19 protein-coding genes and 1 tRNA gene are annotated in these 19,152 nt (G+C 70.1%); 6 read left to right on the plus strand and 14 right to left on the minus strand.

Annotated features, from left to right (window positions below; translation table 11 throughout):
• Nucleotides 1-694: 694 nt before the first annotated feature.
• The 3 genes from LR948_RS08060 to LR948_RS08070 all read left to right on the plus strand — a co-directional run bounded on the left by LR948_RS08060 (nucleotide 695) and on the right by LR948_RS08070 (nucleotide 3,708).
• Complete coding sequence (locus LR948_RS08060; protein WP_232753481.1) at nucleotides 695-1,312, plus strand: nicotinate-nucleotide adenylyltransferase; 618 nt, start codon at nucleotides 695-697, stop codon at nucleotides 1,310-1,312.
• A 274-nt stretch (nucleotides 1,313-1,586) separates the two neighbouring features.
• Complete coding sequence (gene dacB, locus LR948_RS08065; RefSeq protein ID WP_232753482.1) at nucleotides 1,587-3,083, plus strand: D-alanyl-D-alanine carboxypeptidase/D-alanyl-D-alanine-endopeptidase; 1,497 nt, start codon at nucleotides 1,587-1,589, stop codon at nucleotides 3,081-3,083.
• Nucleotides 3,084-3,144: 61 nt separating this feature from the next.
• Nucleotides 3,145-3,708, plus strand: coding sequence for a hemerythrin domain-containing protein (locus LR948_RS08070; protein WP_232753483.1), 564 nt, complete (start codon nucleotides 3,145-3,147; stop codon nucleotides 3,706-3,708).
• Nucleotides 3,709-3,723: 15 nt separating this feature from the next.
• Here the strand turns inward: LR948_RS08070 and LR948_RS08075 are convergent, their stop codons facing one another.
• The 3 genes from LR948_RS08075 to LR948_RS08085 all read right to left on the minus strand — a co-directional run bounded on the left by LR948_RS08075 (nucleotide 3,724) and on the right by LR948_RS08085 (nucleotide 6,171).
• On the minus strand, nucleotides 3,724-3,978 hold the full coding sequence (locus LR948_RS08075) for a hypothetical protein (RefSeq protein WP_232753484.1): 255 nt from the start codon (nucleotides 3,976-3,978) through the stop codon (nucleotides 3,724-3,726).
• A 142-nt stretch (nucleotides 3,979-4,120) separates the two neighbouring features.
• Complete coding sequence (locus tag LR948_RS08080) at nucleotides 4,121-5,500, minus strand: HAMP domain-containing sensor histidine kinase (RefSeq protein WP_232753485.1); 1,380 nt, start codon at nucleotides 5,498-5,500, stop codon at nucleotides 4,121-4,123.
• Nucleotides 5,497-6,171: a response regulator transcription factor gene (locus LR948_RS08085; RefSeq protein ID WP_232753486.1), complete on the minus strand. Its 675-nt coding sequence runs from the start codon at nucleotides 6,169-6,171 to the stop codon at nucleotides 5,497-5,499. The genes LR948_RS08080 and LR948_RS08085 overlap by 4 nt, the downstream gene beginning before the upstream one ends.
• 243 nt (nucleotides 6,172-6,414) lie before the next feature.
• Between LR948_RS08085 and LR948_RS08090 the strand changes: the two genes are divergently transcribed.
• Complete coding sequence (locus tag LR948_RS08090) at nucleotides 6,415-7,560, plus strand: S1C family serine protease (RefSeq protein WP_232753487.1); 1,146 nt, start codon at nucleotides 6,415-6,417, stop codon at nucleotides 7,558-7,560.
• A gap of 318 nt (nucleotides 7,561-7,878) precedes the next feature.
• Here LR948_RS08090 and LR948_RS08095 read toward each other — a convergent pair whose 3' ends face one another.
• The 8 genes from LR948_RS08095 to LR948_RS08130 all read right to left on the minus strand — a co-directional run bounded on the left by LR948_RS08095 (nucleotide 7,879) and on the right by LR948_RS08130 (nucleotide 13,993).
• On the minus strand, nucleotides 7,879-8,274 hold the full coding sequence (locus tag LR948_RS08095; RefSeq protein ID WP_232753488.1) for an excinuclease ABC subunit B: 396 nt from the start codon (nucleotides 8,272-8,274) through the stop codon (nucleotides 7,879-7,881).
• Nucleotides 8,275-8,378: 104 nt separating this feature from the next.
• Nucleotides 8,379-8,564 (minus strand): PLD nuclease N-terminal domain-containing protein, encoded by a 186-nt coding sequence (locus tag LR948_RS08100; RefSeq protein WP_232753489.1) that lies wholly within the window; start codon nucleotides 8,562-8,564, stop codon nucleotides 8,379-8,381.
• A gap of 160 nt (nucleotides 8,565-8,724) precedes the next feature.
• Nucleotides 8,725-9,024: a CcdB family protein gene (locus tag LR948_RS08105; RefSeq protein ID WP_232753490.1), complete on the minus strand. Its 300-nt coding sequence runs from the start codon at nucleotides 9,022-9,024 to the stop codon at nucleotides 8,725-8,727.
• A complete protein-coding gene (locus LR948_RS08110) occupies nucleotides 9,011-9,274 on the minus strand; it encodes a hypothetical protein (RefSeq protein ID WP_232753491.1) in 264 nt (87 codons plus the stop codon). The genes LR948_RS08105 and LR948_RS08110 overlap by 14 nt, the downstream gene beginning before the upstream one ends.
• Nucleotides 9,275-9,472: 198 nt before the next feature.
• Nucleotides 9,473-11,677: an excinuclease ABC subunit UvrB gene (uvrB, locus tag LR948_RS08115; RefSeq protein ID WP_232753492.1), complete on the minus strand. Its 2,205-nt coding sequence runs from the start codon at nucleotides 11,675-11,677 to the stop codon at nucleotides 9,473-9,475.
• Between the two features lie 451 nt (nucleotides 11,678-12,128).
• Entirely contained in the window at nucleotides 12,129-12,722 is a 594-nt protein-coding gene (locus tag LR948_RS08120; protein WP_232753493.1) for an SCO family protein, read from the minus strand.
• A 170-nt stretch (nucleotides 12,723-12,892) separates the two neighbouring features.
• The gene (locus LR948_RS08125) at nucleotides 12,893-13,480 is read right to left on the minus strand and encodes a hypothetical protein (RefSeq protein ID WP_232753494.1); all 588 of its coding nucleotides are present in this window, start codon (nucleotides 13,478-13,480) and stop codon (nucleotides 12,893-12,895) included.
• 3 nt (nucleotides 13,481-13,483) lie between these two features.
• Nucleotides 13,484-13,993, minus strand: a complete 510-nt coding sequence (locus LR948_RS08130; protein ID WP_232753495.1) for a hypothetical protein — start codon at nucleotides 13,991-13,993, stop codon at nucleotides 13,484-13,486.
• A 193-nt stretch (nucleotides 13,994-14,186) separates the two neighbouring features.
• On the opposite strand from LR948_RS08130, the gene LR948_RS08135 reads away from it, so the two are divergent.
• Together LR948_RS08135 and LR948_RS08140 are read left to right on the plus strand one after the other, a co-directional pair.
• Nucleotides 14,187-14,498 (plus strand): ETC complex I subunit, encoded by a 312-nt coding sequence (locus tag LR948_RS08135; protein ID WP_232753496.1) that lies wholly within the window; start codon nucleotides 14,187-14,189, stop codon nucleotides 14,496-14,498.
• Between the two features lie 56 nt (nucleotides 14,499-14,554).
• Nucleotides 14,555-14,631, plus strand: a tRNA-Arg gene (locus tag LR948_RS08140).
• 92 nt (nucleotides 14,632-14,723) lie between these two features.
• Here the strand turns inward: LR948_RS08140 and LR948_RS08145 are convergent.
• The 3 genes from LR948_RS08145 to LR948_RS08155 all read right to left on the minus strand — a co-directional run bounded on the left by LR948_RS08145 (nucleotide 14,724) and on the right by LR948_RS08155 (nucleotide 19,068).
• Nucleotides 14,724-15,014 (minus strand): HigA family addiction module antitoxin, encoded by a 291-nt coding sequence (locus tag LR948_RS08145; protein WP_232753497.1) that lies wholly within the window; start codon nucleotides 15,012-15,014, stop codon nucleotides 14,724-14,726.
• A gap of 11 nt (nucleotides 15,015-15,025) precedes the next feature.
• Complete coding sequence (locus LR948_RS08150; RefSeq protein WP_232753498.1) at nucleotides 15,026-15,307, minus strand: type II toxin-antitoxin system RelE/ParE family toxin; 282 nt, start codon at nucleotides 15,305-15,307, stop codon at nucleotides 15,026-15,028.
• A gap of 134 nt (nucleotides 15,308-15,441) precedes the next feature.
• Nucleotides 15,442-19,068 (minus strand): hydantoinase B/oxoprolinase family protein, encoded by a 3,627-nt coding sequence (locus LR948_RS08155; RefSeq protein WP_232753499.1) that lies wholly within the window; start codon nucleotides 19,066-19,068, stop codon nucleotides 15,442-15,444.
• Between the last annotated feature and the right edge of the window lie 84 nt (nucleotides 19,069-19,152).

A 19,152-nucleotide genomic window follows, 5' to 3' on the forward strand; every position in this document is an offset into this window, starting at 1 on the left:
TCGGGGGCGTTTCTTCGTGGTTGCCCCGATATTTCAAGCACACCACCACTCTGCCGTCGTTTTCCCCGAACTTCGACACTGATGCACCTCCTTGCGCCCGAACAGCATCAAAGATGCCGGGCGCGCGCCGGACCGGCCCCTTGGGCCGGCGCTCCTTGGGATGGTGTGCTTAGCTCTACGCTAGTCCTGACCTTGCTGGGATAAAACGCTTCGCTCAGAGGCCAGCAGCGCCGGCCCCCGGTCCGGCGCGCGCCCTCTGTTGCGAGGGGTGGAGAGGAGGATTGGGTGGAGAGGGAAGGCCAAATTGGCAGATTGACCGCTGTGCCACTGAAGGGCCAAAGGGTAGCGCTGAGGGCCGCGCGATAGGGCGGTGAAGGGCAAGGCCGAGTGCGACGCCACGGGATCGTCGAAGCGCGGGACGGGGCGCCGCGCACAGGAGGCCCGAAGCTTATGACCGGGCACGGTGCCACGGGGACGTCAAAGGGTCAGGCCGAGTGCCGGGCCACAGGCCAGCCAAAGCGCAGGACCAAGCGCCCCGCCACAGGCCAGCCAATGCGCTTCGCAGACGCGCGATCCGGCCCATCCGCCCCCAACAGCGCCCAAGTGCCAGCCCGCCCGCCGCCTTACCTCCCAACCCCGCCCAACCTCCCCCAACACATTGCCTTTCCCCGCAATCCGGTGTTTCACCCCTCCCATGATGGAGCTTGCCCAGCACACCGGCCTTGCCCTGCCGCCCGGACGGGCCGTGGGGCTCTTGGGCGGGTCCTTCGACCCGCCGCACGCGGGGCACCTGGAGATCAGCCGCGAGGCGATGCGGCGCTTCGGGCTCGACCGGGTGCTCTGGCTGGTCTCGCCGGGCAACCCGCTGAAGACCCGCGGGCCGGCGCCGCTGGATGACCGCATGGCAGCGGCGCGGGCGCTGGTCGATCATCCGCGCATCCATGTCTGTGACCTCGAGGCGCGGCTCGAGACCCGCCACACCGCCGAGACCCTGCGGCTCCTGCAGCGCCGCTTTCCGAAGGTGCGCTTCGTCTGGCTCATGGGCGCCGACAACCTGCGGCAGTTCCACCGCTGGCAGAACTGGCACGACATCCTGGCGCGGGTGCCGGTGGGGGTGCTGGCACGCCCCGGAGACCGGATCTCCGCCCGCCGCTCGACCGCCGCGCGGGTCTATGCCGACGCCCGGCTGCCGGCGCCGCAGAGCCGTGCCCTCGCCCGGGCCGAGACCCCGGCCTGGTGCTTCGTGAACGTGCCGATGACGGACATTTCCTCCTCGGAGATCCGCGCGCGGGGCGACTGGCGCAAGGGCTGAGGCCCGGGGCAGGGCGCTCCTGCGCCGCCGCTCTCTCCGCCACGCCCAATGGCTCGCTTCCGCGGGCGAAGGCCCTCTCCGCCGCGCCCGAAGGCCCGCATCCCGCGGCGCTCCTGGCCCCGCGTCCCGCCGCCCTCCAAAACCCGTCCCCCCACGCGACTCCCCGCCGATCCGCCACTCCCCGGCACCTGCCGTCGCGGCGGGCCGCTTGTCTTGCCCGCAAACGGTCTATTTACTCCGCCGCATGACGACGCGGCTGACACGAAGGCACCTGATGCAGGGGCTGGGCCTGGCCTGGCTCGCCGGCCCCGCATGGGCGACTGCCCCCGAACGCTCGCTCCGGCCGATCGGGCGGGGCGACGACCTTCTGAAGAAAACCGTGCCCGACCTGCGCGAGATCGTCTCGGGCGCGGGGCTGAACGGGCCGAGCTCGGTCGCCGTGGCGCGGGTCGAGACCGGCGAGATGCTGGAGAACTACGCCGGCAGCATCGGCCTGCCGCCCGCCTCGGTCGCCAAGGCGCTGACCGCGGGCTATGCGCTCGACACGCTGGGCGGCGACTACCGCTTCACCACGCGGCTCCTGACCACCACGCCCCCGACCGAGAGCGGCGCCATCACCGGCGACCTGATCCTGGCCGGCGGCGGCGATCCGACGCTCGACACCGACGGGCTGGGGCGACTGGCCGAACGGCTGAAGGCGGCCGGCGTGACCGAGGTGCGCGGGCGGCTCCTGGTCTGGGGCGGCGCGCTGCCCCGCATCGTCGAGATCGACAGCGAACAGCCCGACCACGTGGGCTACAACCCGGCGATCTCGGGGCTGAACCTCAACTACAACCGCGTGCATTTCGAATGGCGCCGCGCGGGGTCGGACTACGCCGTCACCATGGACGGCCGCTCGGGCAAATACCGCCCCGAGGTGGCCATGGCGCGCATGGTGGTCGTGGCCCGCTCGAGCCCGATCTACACCTACCGCGACGCGGGCCTGCGCGACGACTGGACGGTGGCGAAATCGGCGCTGGGCGACGGCGGCGCGCGCTGGCTGCCGGTGCGCGAGCCCGAGCTTTACGCGGGCGAGGTCTTCCAGACCCTCGCGGGCGCCTATGGCATCCGCCTGAAGGCCCCCGAACGCATCGAGACCCTGCCGCAGGAAGCGACCGAAGTGGCCGCGCTCGACAGCGCGCCGCTCCTCGAGATCCTCGAGGACATGCTGCTTTATTCGACCAATCTCACCGCCGAGATCACCGGGCTGACCGCCAGCGCGGCGCGGGGCGTGGCGGCGACCGACCTCGCGGCTTCGGCGGCGGCGATGAACACCTGGGCGCAGGAGGCGCTGGGCCTCGAGAAGGTGGCGCTGGTCGATCATTCGGGCCTCGGCGACATGAGCCGCATCTCCGCCCAGGCCATGGTCACCGCGCTCATCGCGCTGCGCGACCGGCTGCCGCTGCGCGCGATCCTCAAGGACATCCCGCTGGTCGACGACAGCCGCGCGGCGATCCCGGATTCGGGCGTGGAGATCCGCGCCAAGACCGGCACGCTCAACTTCGTTTCGGGGCTCGCGGGCTACGAGACCCTGGCCGACGGCTCGGAGCTGGCCTTCGCGATCTTCTCGGCCGATCTTCAGCGCCGCGCCGAGATACCGATGGAAGCCCGCGAGCGGCCGCAGGGCGGGCGCACCTGGAACGGCAAGGCCAAGCGCATGCAGCAGGCGCTGCTCCGGCGCTGGCGAGTGGTCTTCGCCGAGGCCCGCGAACAGGCGGAAGTGCAGGAGTGAGCCGCGGCCTCTGGCCGGGCGCGGCGCGCGGCCTAGCTCGCGCAGGCAAAGGAGCCTGCCCATGAGTGCCACCATCGAGGACGAGCTGCGCCTCGCCCGCCGCACCCAGCTTCCCGACGCCCTGCGTGTGCTACTGGCGGAATTTCCCCGCAGCGGCTGGGAGGCGCATCCGCATTTCCAGGGGCTGGTGCAGTTCTGGCTCGGCCGCCACGGCATGTTCCGCGAGATTGTCGCGGCGCTGAAATCCGATGCCGAGGCGGCGATGGACGGCAAGCTCGAGGGCCGTGCCCGCGACGCGCGGCTCTCGCGCTACGGGGGCGCGCTGGTCAACGAGCTGCACGGCCACCACCAGATCGAGGACCACCATTATTTCCCGGTGCTGGTGGGGCTCGATGCGCGGATCAAGCGCGGCTTCGACATCCTCGACCGCGATCACGACGACATGGACGGGCTGCTCGACCGCTTCGCCCGGGGCGCCAACGGCGTGCTGCGGGGCGAGCTGGAGACCGGGCGCTTCCGCGAGGAGCTTCTGGGCTTCGAGGCGCTGCTCGACCGGCATCTCAACGACGAGGAAGAGCTGATCGTCCCGGTGATCCTGAAGAACGGCCCCGGCGGTTTGCACTGACCGGGGCCGGGGGCCTCACTCGACGATCGAGACCGCGTTGATCGTCTTCCAGCCGTTGTCGGCGTCGGAGGTATAGAGGATCGCGACCTTCTGGCCCGGGGCCAGCACCGGCGCGGTCTCGAGGGTTTCGAGCGACCAGACGGTCTTGTCGGTCAGCACCAGGAGCCGTTTCTCGGGGTCGTAGGTCGCGATGGTGCCCTGGGTCTGGTCGGCGAAAGCGGCCAGCGGCGCGAGGGCGAGAAGGGCGGCGGCGGCGAAGGGTTTCAGCATCGGTGGTCTCCTTGGACCGGGTTGCGACTGAGCTGAAATGGGAGAGCGCGGCGGCCCTGCAAGTGGGCGCGGCGGAATTATTTTCACGGCTTCGCGCGCGCGGTCCCTAGGCCGGGGCGGTCCCGGAAAATCCCGTTCCCGTTCAATCCCTTGGCCTGTCGTCCCGCCTGGTCTCCGGGAAGCGCAGCACCGCCCTGAGGCCGGGCGCGTTGTCGCCCAGCTCCAGCGCCGCGCCATGCGCCTGGGCGACCGCCGAGACCAGCGCCAGTCCGAGCCCGTTGCCGGGCGTCGTGCGGCTGCGTTCGAGCCGGTAGAGCCGCCGCGTCACCAGCCCGCGCTCCTCCTCGGGGATGCCGGGGCCGCGGTCCGCGACCGACAGGACCGGGGCGCCGCGCTCGCGCCGGGCGGTGAGGCGGATCGCGCTGCCGCCGCCGTGGCGCAGGGCGTTCTCGATCAGGTTGGCCAGCGCCTGGCCCAGGAGCGCGCGGTTGCCGGTGACGGGCAGGGGGCCCGTGGCGATCTCGGTCTCGAGCGTCACGCCGGCCTCCTCGGCGGCGGGCTCGTAAAGCTCGGCGATCTCGGCGGCCAGCTCGGCCAGGTCGAGCGGCGCGGGGTCGGCCTCAGGGCCGCCGGCCTCGATCTGGGCGATCTCCAGGAGCGACTGGAAGACCCGCACCGCGCGGTCGGCCTCCTCGCGGGCCCGGTCGGCCAGGGGCGCGCGGGGGTCGTCGTCCTCGGTCCGGGCCTGCATCTCGTCGAGCAGCACCGCGATGCGCTGCAGCGGCGTGCGCAGGTCGTGGGCGATGTCGGCGCTGACCTGGCGCAGCGCCTCGGTCGCCTCTTCCTGCCGCGCGGCCATGCGGTTCAGCCCGCGCCCGATGCGGGTCAGGTCGTCCTCGCCGGCGCGGCCCGGATCGTAGCGCGCCGAGAGGTCGCCGCCGGCGATCCGGTCGAGCGTCGTCTCGATCCGCGCCACCCGCCGGGCCGAGCGCCGGGCGATCAGCGTGCCGAGCCCGAAGGACAGGATCACCGTCGGCAGGAGCGAGAGCACCACCAGCCCCGCGAAGGTGCGGCTGAGGTCGGCCACCCGCTCGCGCGACTGCGCCACCACCAGCACCCCGGAGGAAAGCCTCCGCACCTCCTTCATGTAGCCCGCCTCGGAGAGCGACTCGCCCTCGCGCGCGGCCAGGACCACCTGGCTGCCGATCAGCCGCGCGTCGGCATTGCCCGCATGGGCCCCGTCGTCGCCGAGAAAGAGGTAGACCCGCTGGCGCGGATCGGCGGCCCGGGCGCGCACCGCGACCAGGGTGCGCAGGGCGCGCGGCGTGGCGCTGATGTCGAGGCCCGCCATCTCGGCCTCGAGATCGGCGCGGATGCCCGCCTCGGCCTGGGCCTTGAGCGTCAGATAGGCGCCGCCCAGGGTCACCAGGTTCACCGTCGCGAAGACCAGCACCAGCCAGAGCGCGATCCGCACCGGGGTGGAGCGGACGAGGTTCGACAGGGTGGCGCGGTCTCGGGTCATTCGGTGATCTTGTAGCCCGCCCCGCGCACGGTGACGATCAGGTCGCGCCCGAAGGGCCGGTCGACCTTGGCGCGGAGCCGCGAGATATGGGTCTCCACCACGTTGGTCTGCGGGTCGAAATGGATGTTCCAGACCGCCTCGAGCAGCATGGTGCGGGTCTGCACCCGGCCTTTGCGGCGCAGAAGATGCTCCAGAAGCGCGAACTCGCGCGGCAAGAGGTCCAGCGGCTGGCCCGCGCGGGTCACCGTGCGGCGCACCAGGTCCATCTCGAGGTCGCCCGCGCGCAGCACCGTCTCGGCGGCATCGGCCATCGGCAGCCGCCGCCCCAGCGCCGCGATCCGCGCCGAGAGCTCGCCGAAGGCGAAGGGTTTCACCAGGTAGTCGTCGCCGCCCGCGGAGAGCCCCTCGATCCGGTCGCCGATGCCGCCCATGGCGGTCAGGAAGATCACCGGCGTCGCGACCTTGGCGGTGCGCAGCGCCTTGACCAGCGACAGCCCGTCGAGGTCCGGCAGCATCCGGTCGATCACCAGCACGTCGTAGGGCTGGCCCATGGCCTGGCCCAGGGCGTCCTTGCCCGAGACCAGCCGGTCCACCGAATGGCCTTCCTCGGTCAGTCCGCGGGTGATGAAGTCCGCGGTTGTCACGTCGTCTTCCACGACCAGGATTTTCATCGCTGCGCCTCGCTCAAGAAGCCGTGAGGGGGTGGGGGTTACAAAGGCAGGCCCGGGCGGATTTCAAGGGAAGGCGCCCCTCGGGGCCCCGGAACTGGCGGCGCCGTGACATTCCTTGCGGATTTGTAATCTCCCGCCGGGCGCCCCTGCAATCTCGGGCGCAGAGATTATGGCATGAGCCCCGGCGGAGCCCTCTGCCGGGTCGCATCCCAGTCAGAACGGACAAGAACGGAGAGCTTTGCGATGACACGGACCACAGGCACGGCACAGGGCATGATGGCAGGCGTGGCGGTGGCCGCCCTGGTCGGCACCGCCGGGGCGTTTGGCGCCGCCACCACCATGCCCGCCCCCGCCGCGGCGGCCACGCCCGGCAGCGATTACGTCGATCTGGTGGCCGAGCTGTCGCCTGCCGTCGTCACCATCGAGGTGACCAAGACCGCCGGCGGCGCGCCCGACGAGATGACCGAGGAGCAGAAGGAGTTCTTCGAGGAATTCGAGAAGCGCTTCGGCATGCCCTTCCCGAACCAGCCCGGCCAGCGCGGCGGCCCTGGCGGCGAGATGCGCGGCTCGGGCACCGGCTTCATCGTCTCGGCCGATGGCCAGGTGGTGACCAACGCCCATGTCATCGACGGCGCCGACGAGGTGACGGTGACGCTCTCCGACGGGCGCGAGCTGACCGCCGAGGTGGTGGGCTCGGACCCCGCGACCGACCTCGCGCTTCTGGACGTCGAGGGCGAGGACCTGCCTTTCGTGGGCTTCGGCGACAGCACCGCGCTGCAGGTCGGCCAGAACGTCATCGCCATGGGCAACCCCTTCGGTCTCGGCAATTCGGTCTCCACGGGCATCGTCTCGGCGCTGGGCCGTGACATCAACGCCGGGCCCTTCGACGACTTCATCCAGACCGATGCGGCGATCAACCGGGGCAACTCCGGCGGGCCGCTCTTCAACGAGGCAGGCGAGGTCGTCGGCGTGAACACCGCGATCATCTCGCCCACCGGCGGCTCGGTCGGGATCGGCTTCTCGGTGCCGTCTGAGCTGGCCTCCGAAGTGGTGGCCGATCTCGCCGATGACGGCACGGTCGAGCGTGGCTGGCTCGGCGTGCGCATCCAGCCGGTCAGCGAGGAGGTCGCCATGGCGCTTGGCTTCGACGAGGGCGAGGGAGTGATGATCGCCGATGTGACCGAGGAGACCCCCGCCGCCGAGGCCGGTTTCCAGCAGGGCGACATCGTGACCGCGGTGAACGGCGAGCCGGTGGAGACCCCGCGCGACCTGACCCGCGCCATCGCCATCGAGAAGCCCGGCGCCGAGGTGGAGATCACCTACCTGCGCCGCGGCAACGAAGAGAGCGTCTCGGTGACCCTCGGCGACCGGGCGGACCTGGACGCCTGATCGGGGTGTGAACTGGTCGGGGTTGGACCCGAGGCAAGCTTGAGCCGGTTGGGTTGGGACCCGCCGCGAAGTTTGCGCTGGTCGGGTTGGGACCCGACGCAAGGATGAGAACGCGGGCGCTTCGGTGCCCGCGTTTTTTTGTGGGGCTTCGGAAGAGGGCTCACTTCCTGCCTTGATGGGCGCAGACCTCTCAGGTTGCTGCCGCAGCGGACGAGGCAGCCCGTCCGTCAAGCCGGTGTCGCACTTAACCGACACGCGCCTTCCTTACAGCTTCGACTTTTGGCTTGCCTGTTTGGGCACTTGGCCCCGCCGCGCGCTTTATCCCGCCGCCGGTGGCTCCGCCCCCTCCGCAGGCTCCCCCAGCACCGCCCGGCATTGCGCCGCACCCTCCGCCGCAACGGGCCGCAGCGCCGCGATATCCGCCCTGAGCGTCTCGGCCCGCGCCGCCACGCGGGCGAGGTCCACCGGCACCTTGACCGTCACCTCCTGCTCCCAGTCGCGGAAACATGGGTAGATCCGGCCGTCACCCGCCCGGCAGGAGGTGTAGATCGGGATGCTCCGCCGCCGGGTCTCGATTGCATGACCGCGCGCCAGCGTCGCCTCGGCCGAGGCCAGCTCGCGCTCGGCCGCGCGCAGGCTCTCGGTGGCCTGGGCGACGCAGCGCTCCATCGGGCTCTGGCAGGCCGCCAGCGCCAGTAACAGCGGTCCCAGCAAGGCCGCCCGGCACCCCCGCATCAAAAAGGCGCCGGGCACAGCGCCCGACGCCTTGGTCTTAAACCGTCCCGAGGCCGCAGGGCCCCGCGGAGCGGCTGTTCTCATCACGCGCGCACCGATCCGCCGCGCGGCCCGGCGACCAGCCAGGCGATGAAGCCCAGGACCGGCAGGATCAGGATGGCGAGCACCCAGACCACCTTCGCCAGCGTCGAGGCGCCCGAGGTGATTGTCTGGTAGATGGCATAGATGTCGAGGATGAGGACCAGCAGGCCCAGAAGTCCATATTCCATGATGTGCCTCCAATATGTGTCTTGCGGCAATAACGCGCATCCCCGGGTCATGTTCCCGTGAGGCGTGCGTTATGGCGCAAGAGGGCGGCAGGGGGGCGGGGCGCAAAGGCCCCGGAGGACAGAGCCCGCGCGGCAGGCGATGAGCGCCGCCCGCGCAGTGTCACAGGCCCCAGAGGATCGCGTTCATCCCATCCATGACCATCTGCCCCTCGTCCGGTGTAAGGCTGTGGACGGGCCGCAGGTGCCTCAGGCGCTGGGCCTCGATGGTGAGCGGCATATGGGTGCGGATGCGGTACGGCGCGCCGTCGATGGAAATATCGACCGTCAGCTTGCGCAGCGCGGGATAGGCCTCGCGCGGCAGAACTGGCAGAACGATGACCGAGTTGAGATCGAGCAGATGTTCCGCCTGGACAACCAGGTAAAGCGCGCCGCTGATCTCGAAGAGGTCAAAGGTCCTCATCGCGTTCCGGGAAGTGCAGGGCGAGATGCGCCCCGGGGATGCCGGCGCTCTGAATGAGTCGGGCTTCATCGGCCAGCGCCTCTCGGTGCTCCGCAAGCCAGGCCGCCGCCCGGCTGTCCGCGCTGCCCGCCTGCATGTCGGCGGCGACGAGGTCCTTGATGTAGTCGGTCACATTCTGGCCCTTGCTGGCCGCCCAGGCGGAGAGCTGGCGTTTTTCCTCGGGCTCCATGCGGATGGTCAGATTGGTCATGGCATTTGTTCTGTGACGGGATGCACTGACAGACTACCCCGAACGTCAGTGCGGGTAAAGCGCGACGCTGGCGGCGGCGGCCCCGGTTGAGGCCGGCCGTGCGTGAGAGGTCACCGCTGCCCGGACAGCCTCGAGGTGACAAAGGGCGTCTGCCTCACGCCCTCGCAGGGTCGCGCGAGGGCCCAGGCGCATGCCCCCTCAGCCCCCCTTCTTCCGCCGCTGCACGTTGCCGCCGCGCTGGCCGGGGCGGCCGGCGGTGGAGCGGCCGCGGGACTTGGTGGCCTCGGCGGAGGCCTTCTCGACCGCCTGCTGGCGCGCCAGCGGGTCGTCGGAGACCGCGAGGTCGACGGCCTCCAGCCGCTTGACCTCGTCGCGGAGCCGGGCGGCCTCCTCGAACTCGAGGTTCTCCGCGGCCTTGCGCATGTCCTCGCGCAGCCCGTCGAGCACCGCCTGCATGTTCGAGCCCTGGTGCTTGTCGTCGATCTTGGCGGTCACCCGGTTCATGTCGGTGTCGCCCTGGTAGAGCCCGGCGAGGATGTCCTCGACGTTCTTCTTGATCGTCGCGGGCGTGATGCCGTGTTCCTCGTTGTAGGCCATCTGCTTCTCGCGGCGGCGCTCGGTCTCGCCGATGGCGCGCTCCATCGAGCCGGTGACCCGGTCGGCATACATGATCACCCGGCCCTCCGAGTTCCGCGCCGCCCGGCCGATGGTCTGGATCAGCGAGGTCTCGGAGCGCAGGAACCCCTCCTTGTCCGCATCGAGGATCGCCACCAGCCCGCACTCGGGGATGTCGAGCCCCTCGCGCAAGAGGTTGATGCCCACCAGCACGTCGAAGGCGCCGAGCCGCAGGTCGCGCAGGATCTCGATGCGCTCGATGGTGTCGATGTCGGAGTGCATGTAGCGCACCCTTATGCCCTGCTCGTGCAGGTATTCGGTCAGATCCTCGGCCATGCGCTTGGTCAGCACGGTGCAGAGCGTGCGGTAGCCGGCCTGGCTGACATGGCGGATCTCGTCGAGAAGGTCGTCGACCTGGGTCTCGACGGGGCGGATCTCGACCTTGGGATCGAGAAGGCCGGTGGGGCGGATGATCTGCTCGGTGAAGACGCCGCCGGCCTGCTCCAGCTCCCAGTCGGCGGGGGTCGCCGAGACGAAGACCGACTGCGGCCGCATGGCGTCCCATTCCTCGAACTTCAGCGGCCGGTTGTCCATGCAGGAGGGCAGCCGGAAGCCGTGTTCGGCCAGGGTGAACTTGCGCCGGTAGTCGCCGCGATACATGCCGCCGATCTGCGGCACCGAGACGTGGCTTTCGTCGGCGAAGACGATGGCATTGTCGGGGATGAACTCGAAGAGCGTCGGCGGCGGCTCGCCCGGGGCCCGGCCCGTGAGGTAACGCGAATAGTTCTCGATGCCGTTGCAGGAGCCCGTGGCCTCGAGCATCTCGAGGTCGAAATTGGTGCGCTGTTCGAGCCGCTGGGCCTCCAGGAGCTTGCTTTCGCTGACCAGCTGGTCGAGCCGCTGGCGCAGCTCGCGCTTAATCTGCTCGGCGGCCTGTTTCAGCGTCGGCCGCGGCGTGACGTAATGCGAGTTCGCGTAGATGCGGATGCGTTCGAAATTGCCGGTCTTCTGGCCGGTCAGCGGGTCGAACTCGGTGATCGCCTCGAGCTCCTCGCCGAAGAAGGAGAACCGCCAGGCGCGGTCCTCGAGGTGCGCCGGCCAGACCTCGAGCACATCGCCCCGAACCCGGAAGGAGCCGCGCTGGAAGGCCTGGTCGTTGCGCTTGTACTGCTGCGCCACGAGGTCGGCCATGACCTTGCGCTGGTCGTATTCGCGGCCGGTGAAGAGATCGAGCGTCATCGCGCCGTAGGTCTCGACCGAGCCGATGCCGTAGATGCAGGAGACCGAGGCGACGATGATCACGTCGTCGCGCTCCAGCAGCGCCCGGGTCGCCGAGTGGCGCATCCGGTCGATCTGCTCGTTGATCTGCGATTCCTTCTCGATATACGTGTCCGAGCGCGGGACGTAGGCCTCGGGCTGGTAGTAGTCGTAGTAGCTGACGAAATACTCCACCGAGTTCTCCGGGAAGAACTGCTTGAACTCGCCGTAGAGCTGGGCCGCCAGCGTCTTGTTCGGCGCCAGGATGATCGCCGGGCGCTGGGTCTCCTCGATCACCTTGGCCATGGTGAAGGTCTTGCCGGTGCCGGTGGCGCCGAGCAGCACCTGGTTGCGCTCGCCGCTGGTCACCGCCTCGGCAAGCTCGGCGATGGCGGTCGGCTGGTCGCCCGCGGGGGCGTATTCGGTGTGCATGACGAACCGCTTGCCGCCCTCGAGCTTCTCGCGCACGGCGACATCCGGCGCGGAGGCATGCAAGAGATCGGGCATCTGGTCGGGGCGGTTGTTGTGCATGGGCGGGGGCCTCCTTGCTCGAAGGCTAGACTTGCGGTCGCGCGCGGCGGAATCAAGGCCGGGCGGGGCGGTTCCTTCGGGTCTTGCGCTCTGTCTATCGGGGTCTTTGCGCTTCGGGGCAAGGCGCCGGACGGGCATCGAGCCCGCCCGGCGCCTCCGAGAGCGCTGCTCTCGGGCTCTCGGAGTATTTGGGGCCCGGTCAGGCCTGGGGGGCGGGGGCTCTGGGGTGTTTGGGTGGCGCGCCGTGCCGGGGCGTGGTGTTTTTTGGTGGGGCAAGGCGCCGGGCGGGCATCGAGCCCGCCCGGCGCCTCCGAGAGCTCTGCTCTCGGGCTCTCGGAGTATTTGAGGCCCGGTCAGGCCTGGGGGTGGTGGCTCTGGGGTGTCGGGGGTGGTGCGCCGTGCCGGGCGGGCTGTGTTTGCGTGGGATGCGCTGGGCGGTTTGGTGGTCGGGTCAGCGGGGCAGGTAGCTTTGCGCGATCTCGGCGAGGCGTTCGGCGGAGAGGATCGGCGGGACCAAGGTGAGCACCTTTCCGGCGCCGTCGAGCAGGAAGATATGGCTGCCGTGGGCATAGACCGGATGGCCACCGGGGTCGTGGAAGAGCACCTCGGCCTCGACCCCGAAGGCCTTGTAGACGGCGGCGAGTTCCTCGGGGCTGCCGGTCAGTCCCAAGAAGGCCGGATGGTGCCGGGTGAGCGGCGGGCCGATGGTCTCGACCCGGTCGCGCGCGGGATCGACGGTGATCATCACCGGGCGGGCGGTGAGACCGTCTTCGGCGAGCGCCGTCACCGCGCCGCCCATGCGGGGCAGGGCGACCGAGCAGATCGCCTCGCAATTGGCATAGCCGAAGAAGAGGAGCTGCAGGTCGGCGCCTGGGGCGCGCTCGGTCCGGCGGGTGCCGGTCTGGTCGGTCAGGGCGAAGGGCCCGCCGAGGGCCAGTGGGAAAGGCGCGGGCGGGGTGGTGTCGCTGGCCGGGGGCGCGGCGGTGGTGGCCGGGATGGGAGCGGGGGTGTGGGCCGAGAAGGGCGCGGGTGCGGAGGCTTGCAAAGGTGCGGGGGTATGGGCCGCAAATTGGGCGGTATTGTCGCCCCGGATGTGCTTGGGCGCCGCGACCCACGCGGGCGCCGGCGCCTCCGCCCATAACGGCGCGCCCAGCAGCGGCGCGGGCAGCGCCAGGAGCGCCGCGCAGCCAAACGCCCGCAGAGGAGCCGCGCGGCTCATTCCACCCCCAGCCAGTCCTTGACGAAGGCCTGCTCGGCCTCTGGGCCGAGACCCAGCCAGCCCTCGGCCTCAATCTCGGCGGTCACGCGCGGGTCGCGGCGGAACCAGGGGCCTTCGCCCGCGGCCTCGGGGTTCTCCTCGGCCCAGGCGCGGGTGAAGCGGTTGGCGGGTAACCAGTCGCCCTCGGGCAGCGGGCGCAGGCGCTGCAGCTGGTAGATATGCGTGGCGCCGATCTCGGGGTTCTCGATCATCAGCCCGTCGACCTCGACCCGGGTGCCGCAGAAGGGCGCAAGCTCCAGCGCCGCCCCGGTGAAGAGCGGCTGGCCGTTCTTCAGGGGCAGGATCAGCGCGCCGTCGGCCTCGCGCAGGAGGGCGTATTGCCGCCCCGGCGCGCAGGCTGTCTCGCAGGCGCCCGAGAGGGTGCAGATCGGGTCGACGACCTCGGCCTCGAAGCGGGCCTTCTCCTCGCCGTAGAGGTTCCAGCTGGTGGCTTCGGAGCCTTCCGAGAAGTCCTGCGCCGTGGCGGCGAAGGGCAGGGCGGCAAGAGCCGCGAGCGGCATGGCAAAGGGCAGGGGGATCCGCATGGCCTAGTCCTCCAGCGCGTCGTCGGGGATCGCGAAGCCGGGCACCACGCCGTAATCCTCGTGGTTGAGATTGGTGATGTCGGCGTCCGAGAGCACCTCTTCGACCAGGATGTAGTTCAGCCCGTCGCGGGCGTAGTGCAGCCCCTCGGCGCTGACGCTGTGCGAGGCGAGCCGCAGCGCGGTGTCGCCCCCGGCGAGCTGGTCGGTGCCGGGCAGCTTGAGGATCATGTAGACCTCGCCCTCGGGGGTCAGCAGGCCCACCGGGATGCCGCCCGCCGAGCACCAGAGCGCGCAGGTGTGATGGGCCGAGCCGACCACCGCCTCGGGCCCGCCCATGACCCCGGAGAAATAACACCAGGTGTCGATGATCTCGCCCTCGACGGTGATGCGCTGGCCTTCGCTGGCGGCAAGCGGCGGCGCGAGGCCGACGGCCAGCGCGAGAGGGGCGAGCGCGCTGGCCAGCCTCCTCGTGCGCGGGGTCTTCTGCGGGCTCGTGATGGATGGTCTCGGCATCGGCGCCTCCCGTCGCGCGTGTCCTTTGCCCCCGAGACTAGCCGAGATCGCCCGTCACCGAGTTGACGTTCCCGTGCTCGCGCCGCGATGGGGCGGGCGCGCGGCTCCGATCGGGGCGCCCCGGCCCGCTTCCCGCCTTGCAAGCCACGGCATTTTTCCCGATAAGCCCAAGGGCAAGACCGGAGGTGTTCCCATGCGCGCACGCATCTATCAGCCCGCCAAGACCGCGATGTCCTCGGGCTGGGCCATGACAAAGCACTGGGTGCTGGAATTCGTGCCCGAGACCCCGCGGACCGTGGATCCGCTGATGGGCTGGACCTCGTCCGACGACACCCAGGCGCAGGTCCGCATCAGCTTCGAGACCCGCGAGGCGGCGGTCGAATACGCCCGCGACCACGGCATCGACGCGCAGGTCTTCGAGCCCAAGCGCCGCAAGCACAACGTCCGCCCGCGCGGCTACGCCGAGAACTTCGCGCACGACCGCCGCTCGACCTGGACGCACTGAGCGCGCCTCTCGCCGCTTGCCCCGGCCCGCGCGCCCCGGCATAGAGGGCGCCGAGCGGTCCCTTAGCTCAACTGGATAGAGCAGCTGACTTCTAATCAGCAGGTTCGGGGTTCGAGTCCTCGAGGGATCGCCAGAATTCTGATCTTGATCGAGCAAACGCTCTTCGACCGGCTGGCTAGCGGTAAGCAGCAGCCGTTCGCGCGGCTGTCACCCGGCGGGCCAAAGTCACGCGATTTCAAGGGGTGTGATGTCCGAAACGTCGATCTCTTCCGCGCCTTTGATCAGTTCGTAATTCTTCTGAAGGTTGGCCCAATAGTCTGGCGTGGTGCCAAAGAAGCGGGCAAGGCGAAAGGCCGTGTCGACCGAAAGGCCGACCTCTTCGCGGCAAAGCCGCTCCATCCGGGTGCGCGGCACGCCGGTGCGCCGAGCGAGCGTCCCGGTGCTCATTTCGAGGGGGGCCAGGTAGAGTTCGCGCAGCACCTCGCCCGGGTGAACTGCGACCTGCATCCGTGTCATCTCATCGCCTCTCAGTGGTAGTCCACGATCTCGACCTCGGCCGGGCCTTGGTCCGTCCAACGAAAACACACGCGCCATTGTCGGTTGATCCGCACGGAGTGCTGACCCGCACGATCCCCCTTCAGCTCTTCAAGGTGATTGCCAGGAGGGAAGCGCAAATCCTCTAGAACCACCGCCGAATCGAGCGCCGCGAAGATCGCGCGGACCCGCTTCACCAGATCCGCCGGAAAGCGCTTGCCGTAGGTTCCGCTCATGGCGCCTGCGGCGAGCTTGCCCTTCGTGCTCTGGATCATGCTCAAGATGTATCATGGTGCGATACGAATTCAAGCGCAGAATAATGCAGAAGCGAAAATTGCGTCGCCTGACTTGATCAGTAAAGCGGCGGCCCAACCCCCACCCTCCCGGGCAGGGGCCGGAACCAACTCCCTCAGCGCTCTCCATACCCCCCCGAGGTGGGCGTCACCACGACCACGGCGTCGCCGGGGGCGACCTGGGACTGGTCGGCGGCGCGCAGCTCTTCGGTGGTGCCGTCGGCGCGGTGGATCTCGGTGCGGCCGACCCGGCCTTCGCCGCCGCCGGCGACGCCCTGGGGCGGGCGGCTCCGGTGGGAGGAGAGGATCGCCATCTCCATCTCCTCGAGGAAGCGGATGCGCCGGGTGGTGCCGTCGCCCGCGGCGAAACGGCCCGCGCCGCCCGAGCCCGCGTCGATGCGGAAATCCTCGAGCAGCACCGGATAGCGCAGCTCCAGCACCTCGGGGTCGGTCAGCCGCGAGTTGGTCATATGCACATGCACCGCGTCGGTCCCGGCAAAGCCCGTCCCGTCGTTCCGCGCGCCGGCGGGGCTGCCCGAGCAGAGCGTCTCGTAATACTGGTGCCGGGCATTGCCGAAGGTCAGGTTGTTCATCGTGCCCTGGCTGTTGGCCATGGCCCCGAGCGCGCCGAAAAGCGCGTTGGTCACATGCTGCGAGGTCTCGACGTTGCCTGCGACCACCGCGGCGGGATGGCGGGGCGCCAGCATGGAGCCCTCGGGGATCACAATGCGCACCGGCCGCAGGCAGCCCGCGTTCATCGGGATCGGCGCCTCGACCATGACCCGGAAGACGTAAAGCACCGCCGCGCGGGTCACCGGCTCGGGGGCGTTGAAGTTGTTCTTCCGCGCCTCCGAGGTGCCGGTGAAATCCACCGTGGCCTCGCCTTTCTCGCGGTCGACCGTGACCTTCACGCGGATCTCCTGGCCGGTGTCGGTCTCATAGGCGTATTCGCCGTCCGAGAGCCGGCCGATCACCCGGGCCACCTCGGCGGCGGCATTGTCCTGGACGTGGCCCATGTAGGCCTCGACCACCTCGAGGCCGAACTGGCCGATCATGGCGCGCAGCTCGGCGGCGCCGCGGGCATTGGCGGCGACCTGGGCCTTGAGATCGGCGATGTTCTGGTCGGGGTTGCGCGCGGGATAGGCGTGGTCGGTCAGCACCTCGCGGATCGCGGCGTCGCGGAAGCGCCCGCCTTCGACCAGGCGGAAGTTGTCGATCAGCACGCCTTCTTCCTCGACGCTGGTGGCGAGCGGGGTCATCGAGCCCGGCGCGACCCCGCCGACATCGGCGTGGTGCCCGCGCGAGGCGACCCAGAAGAGGATCTTGGCGCCCGCCTCGTCGAAGACCGGGGTGACCACGGTGATGTCGGGCAGATGGGTGCCGCCGTTGTAAGGCGCGTTCAGCGCGAAGACATCGCCGGGGCGCACGGCGCCCTCGTTCAGGCGGATCACCGTCTCGACCGAGCGGTCCATGGAGCCCAGGTGCACCGGCATATGCGGTGCATTGGCCACCAGCGCGCCCGAGGCGTCAAAGACCGCGCAGGAAAAGTCGAGCCGTTCCTTGATGTTGACCGAGCGCGAGGTCTTCTGCAGCGCCACGCCCATCTGTTCGGCGATATTCATGAAGAGGTTGTTGAAGACCTCGAGCAGCACCGGGTCGGCCTTGGTGCCGATGGCGCCGGCGCGGTTGGCGGCGGTGACGCGGCTCATCATGACGTGGTCGCGGGCGGTGACCTCGGCGCGCCAGCCCGGCTCGACCACGATGGTCTGGTTCGGCTCGATGATCAGGGCCGGGCCCTCGACGTGGCGGCCCGGGGTCAGCGCCGCGCGGCGGACGACGCGGGCGTCGTGCTGTTCGCCACCCGAGAAGACCGGCACGGTGTCGGCCACCTCGGCCGCGCCTTCGGAGAGATGCCCGCTGGGCTCGGGGTCGGCGGCGGGTTCGGCGGCCTGGCCTTCGATCTCGGCGGCCTCGATGACCAGCGTGCTGTCGGGCGCGGTGAAGCCGAACTCGGCCTCATGGGCGGTCTCGAAGGCGGCGCGGGCCTTGGCGATGTCGCCGTCCCAGGCCACCGGGATCGCGGTGTCTGTGCCCGCGTAGCGCAGGTGCAGGCGCGGGGTCAGGCTGCGGCCTTCCTCGGCGACACCCTGGGCGGCGAGCTCGGTCGCGACCTCGGAGGAGAGCTCCTCGAGCGCGGTCTCGATCCCGGCGCGATGCGCTTCGGACAGCTCGGTCTCGAGCGCCCGCTGGCGCGCCTCGGTCACCCGGGCGAGCCCGATGCCATAGGCCGACAAGAGGCCCGAGAGCGGGTGCACCAGCACCTTGGTCATCCCCAGCGCATCGGCCACCAGGCAGGCATGCTGCCCGCCCGCGCCGCCGAAGGCGTTGAGCAGGTAGCGCGTCACGTCGTAGCCGCGCTGCACGCTGATCTTCTTGATCGCATTGGCCATGTTCTCGACGGCGATGCGCAGGAAGCCCTCGGCCACCTCCTCGGGGGATTTGCCCTCGGCCTTGGCGATCTCGGCGAATTTCTCGGCCACGGCGGCGCGGTCGAGCGGCTGGTCCTGGCCCGTGCCGAAGATCGCCGGGAAGTAGTCGGCGTTGAGCTTGCCGAGCATGACATTGGCGTCGGTCACGGTCAGCGGGCCGCCCCGGCGGTAGCAGGCGGGGCCGGGATCGGCACCGGCGCTGTCGGGGCCGACGCGGAAGCGGCCGGGCTCGGCGTGCAGGATCGAGCCGCCGCCCGCGGCAACGGTATGGACGCGCAGCATCGGCGCGCGCATCCTGACGCCCGCCACCTGGGTTTCGAAGGCGCGTTCGAAGCTGCCGTCGAAATGCGCCACATCGGTCGAGGTGCCGCCCATGTCGAAGCCGATCACCCGGTCCTCACCGGCGATCTGGCCGGTGCGCGCCATGCCGACGACGCCGCCCGCGGGGCCCGAGAGGATGGCGTCGCGGCCCTTGAAGCGGTCCGCGGCGGTCAGACCGCCCGAGGACATCATGAACTGCAGCGTCGGGCCGTCCTGGTCGGGCGGCGTCGCGCCCAGGGCACCGGCCACCTTCTCGACGTAGCGCGACAGGATCGGCGTGAGATAGGCGTCGACGACGGTGGTGTCGCCCCGGCCGACGAGCTTGATCAGGGGCGAGACCTCGTGGCTCACCGAGACCTGCGAGAGCCCGGCGGCGCGGGCGGCCTCGGCCAGTTGCCGCTCGTGCTCGGGGGCGGTCCAGGCGTGCATGAGCACGATGGCCACCGCGTCGATGCCGTCGGCCTTGGCCTGCTTTAGCGCCTCGGTCGCGGCCTCGAGGTCGAGCGTCTGTTCCACGGTGCCGTCGACGCGCACGCGCTCTTCGACCTCGACCACGCGGTCGTAGAGCATCTCCGGCAGGACGATCTCCTTGGCGAAGATGTCGGGGCGGTCCTGGTAGCCGATGCGCAGCGCGTCGCGGAAGCCCTTGGTGATCAGGAGGAGCGTGCGGTCGCCCTTGCGTTCCAGCAGCGCGTTGGTCGCCACGGTGGTGCCCATGCGGACGGTGCCGACGCGCTCGGGCGGGATGGCGCCGGGGTCGACGTCGAGAAAGCGGCGGATGCCCTCGATCGCGGCGTCGTCATAGGCGCCGGGGTTCTCGGACAGGAGCTTCAGCGCCGAGAGCGCGCCCGAGGGGTCGCGGCCGATGACATCGGTGAAGGTGCCGCCGCGGTCGATCCAGAAATCCCATTTTCCCGTCGTCTGCTGCGCCATGCCTAGCTCCTCAATGAGTATTCACCGACAAATCGTTGACAAAATATAGGTGTCTGGTCAAGCTTCCCGCATCCGGGCCAAGGG

Source organism: Roseivivax sp. GX 12232, from assembly GCF_021272185.1.
In the GTDB taxonomy this organism is placed as follows: domain Bacteria; phylum Pseudomonadota; class Alphaproteobacteria; order Rhodobacterales; family Rhodobacteraceae; genus Roseivivax.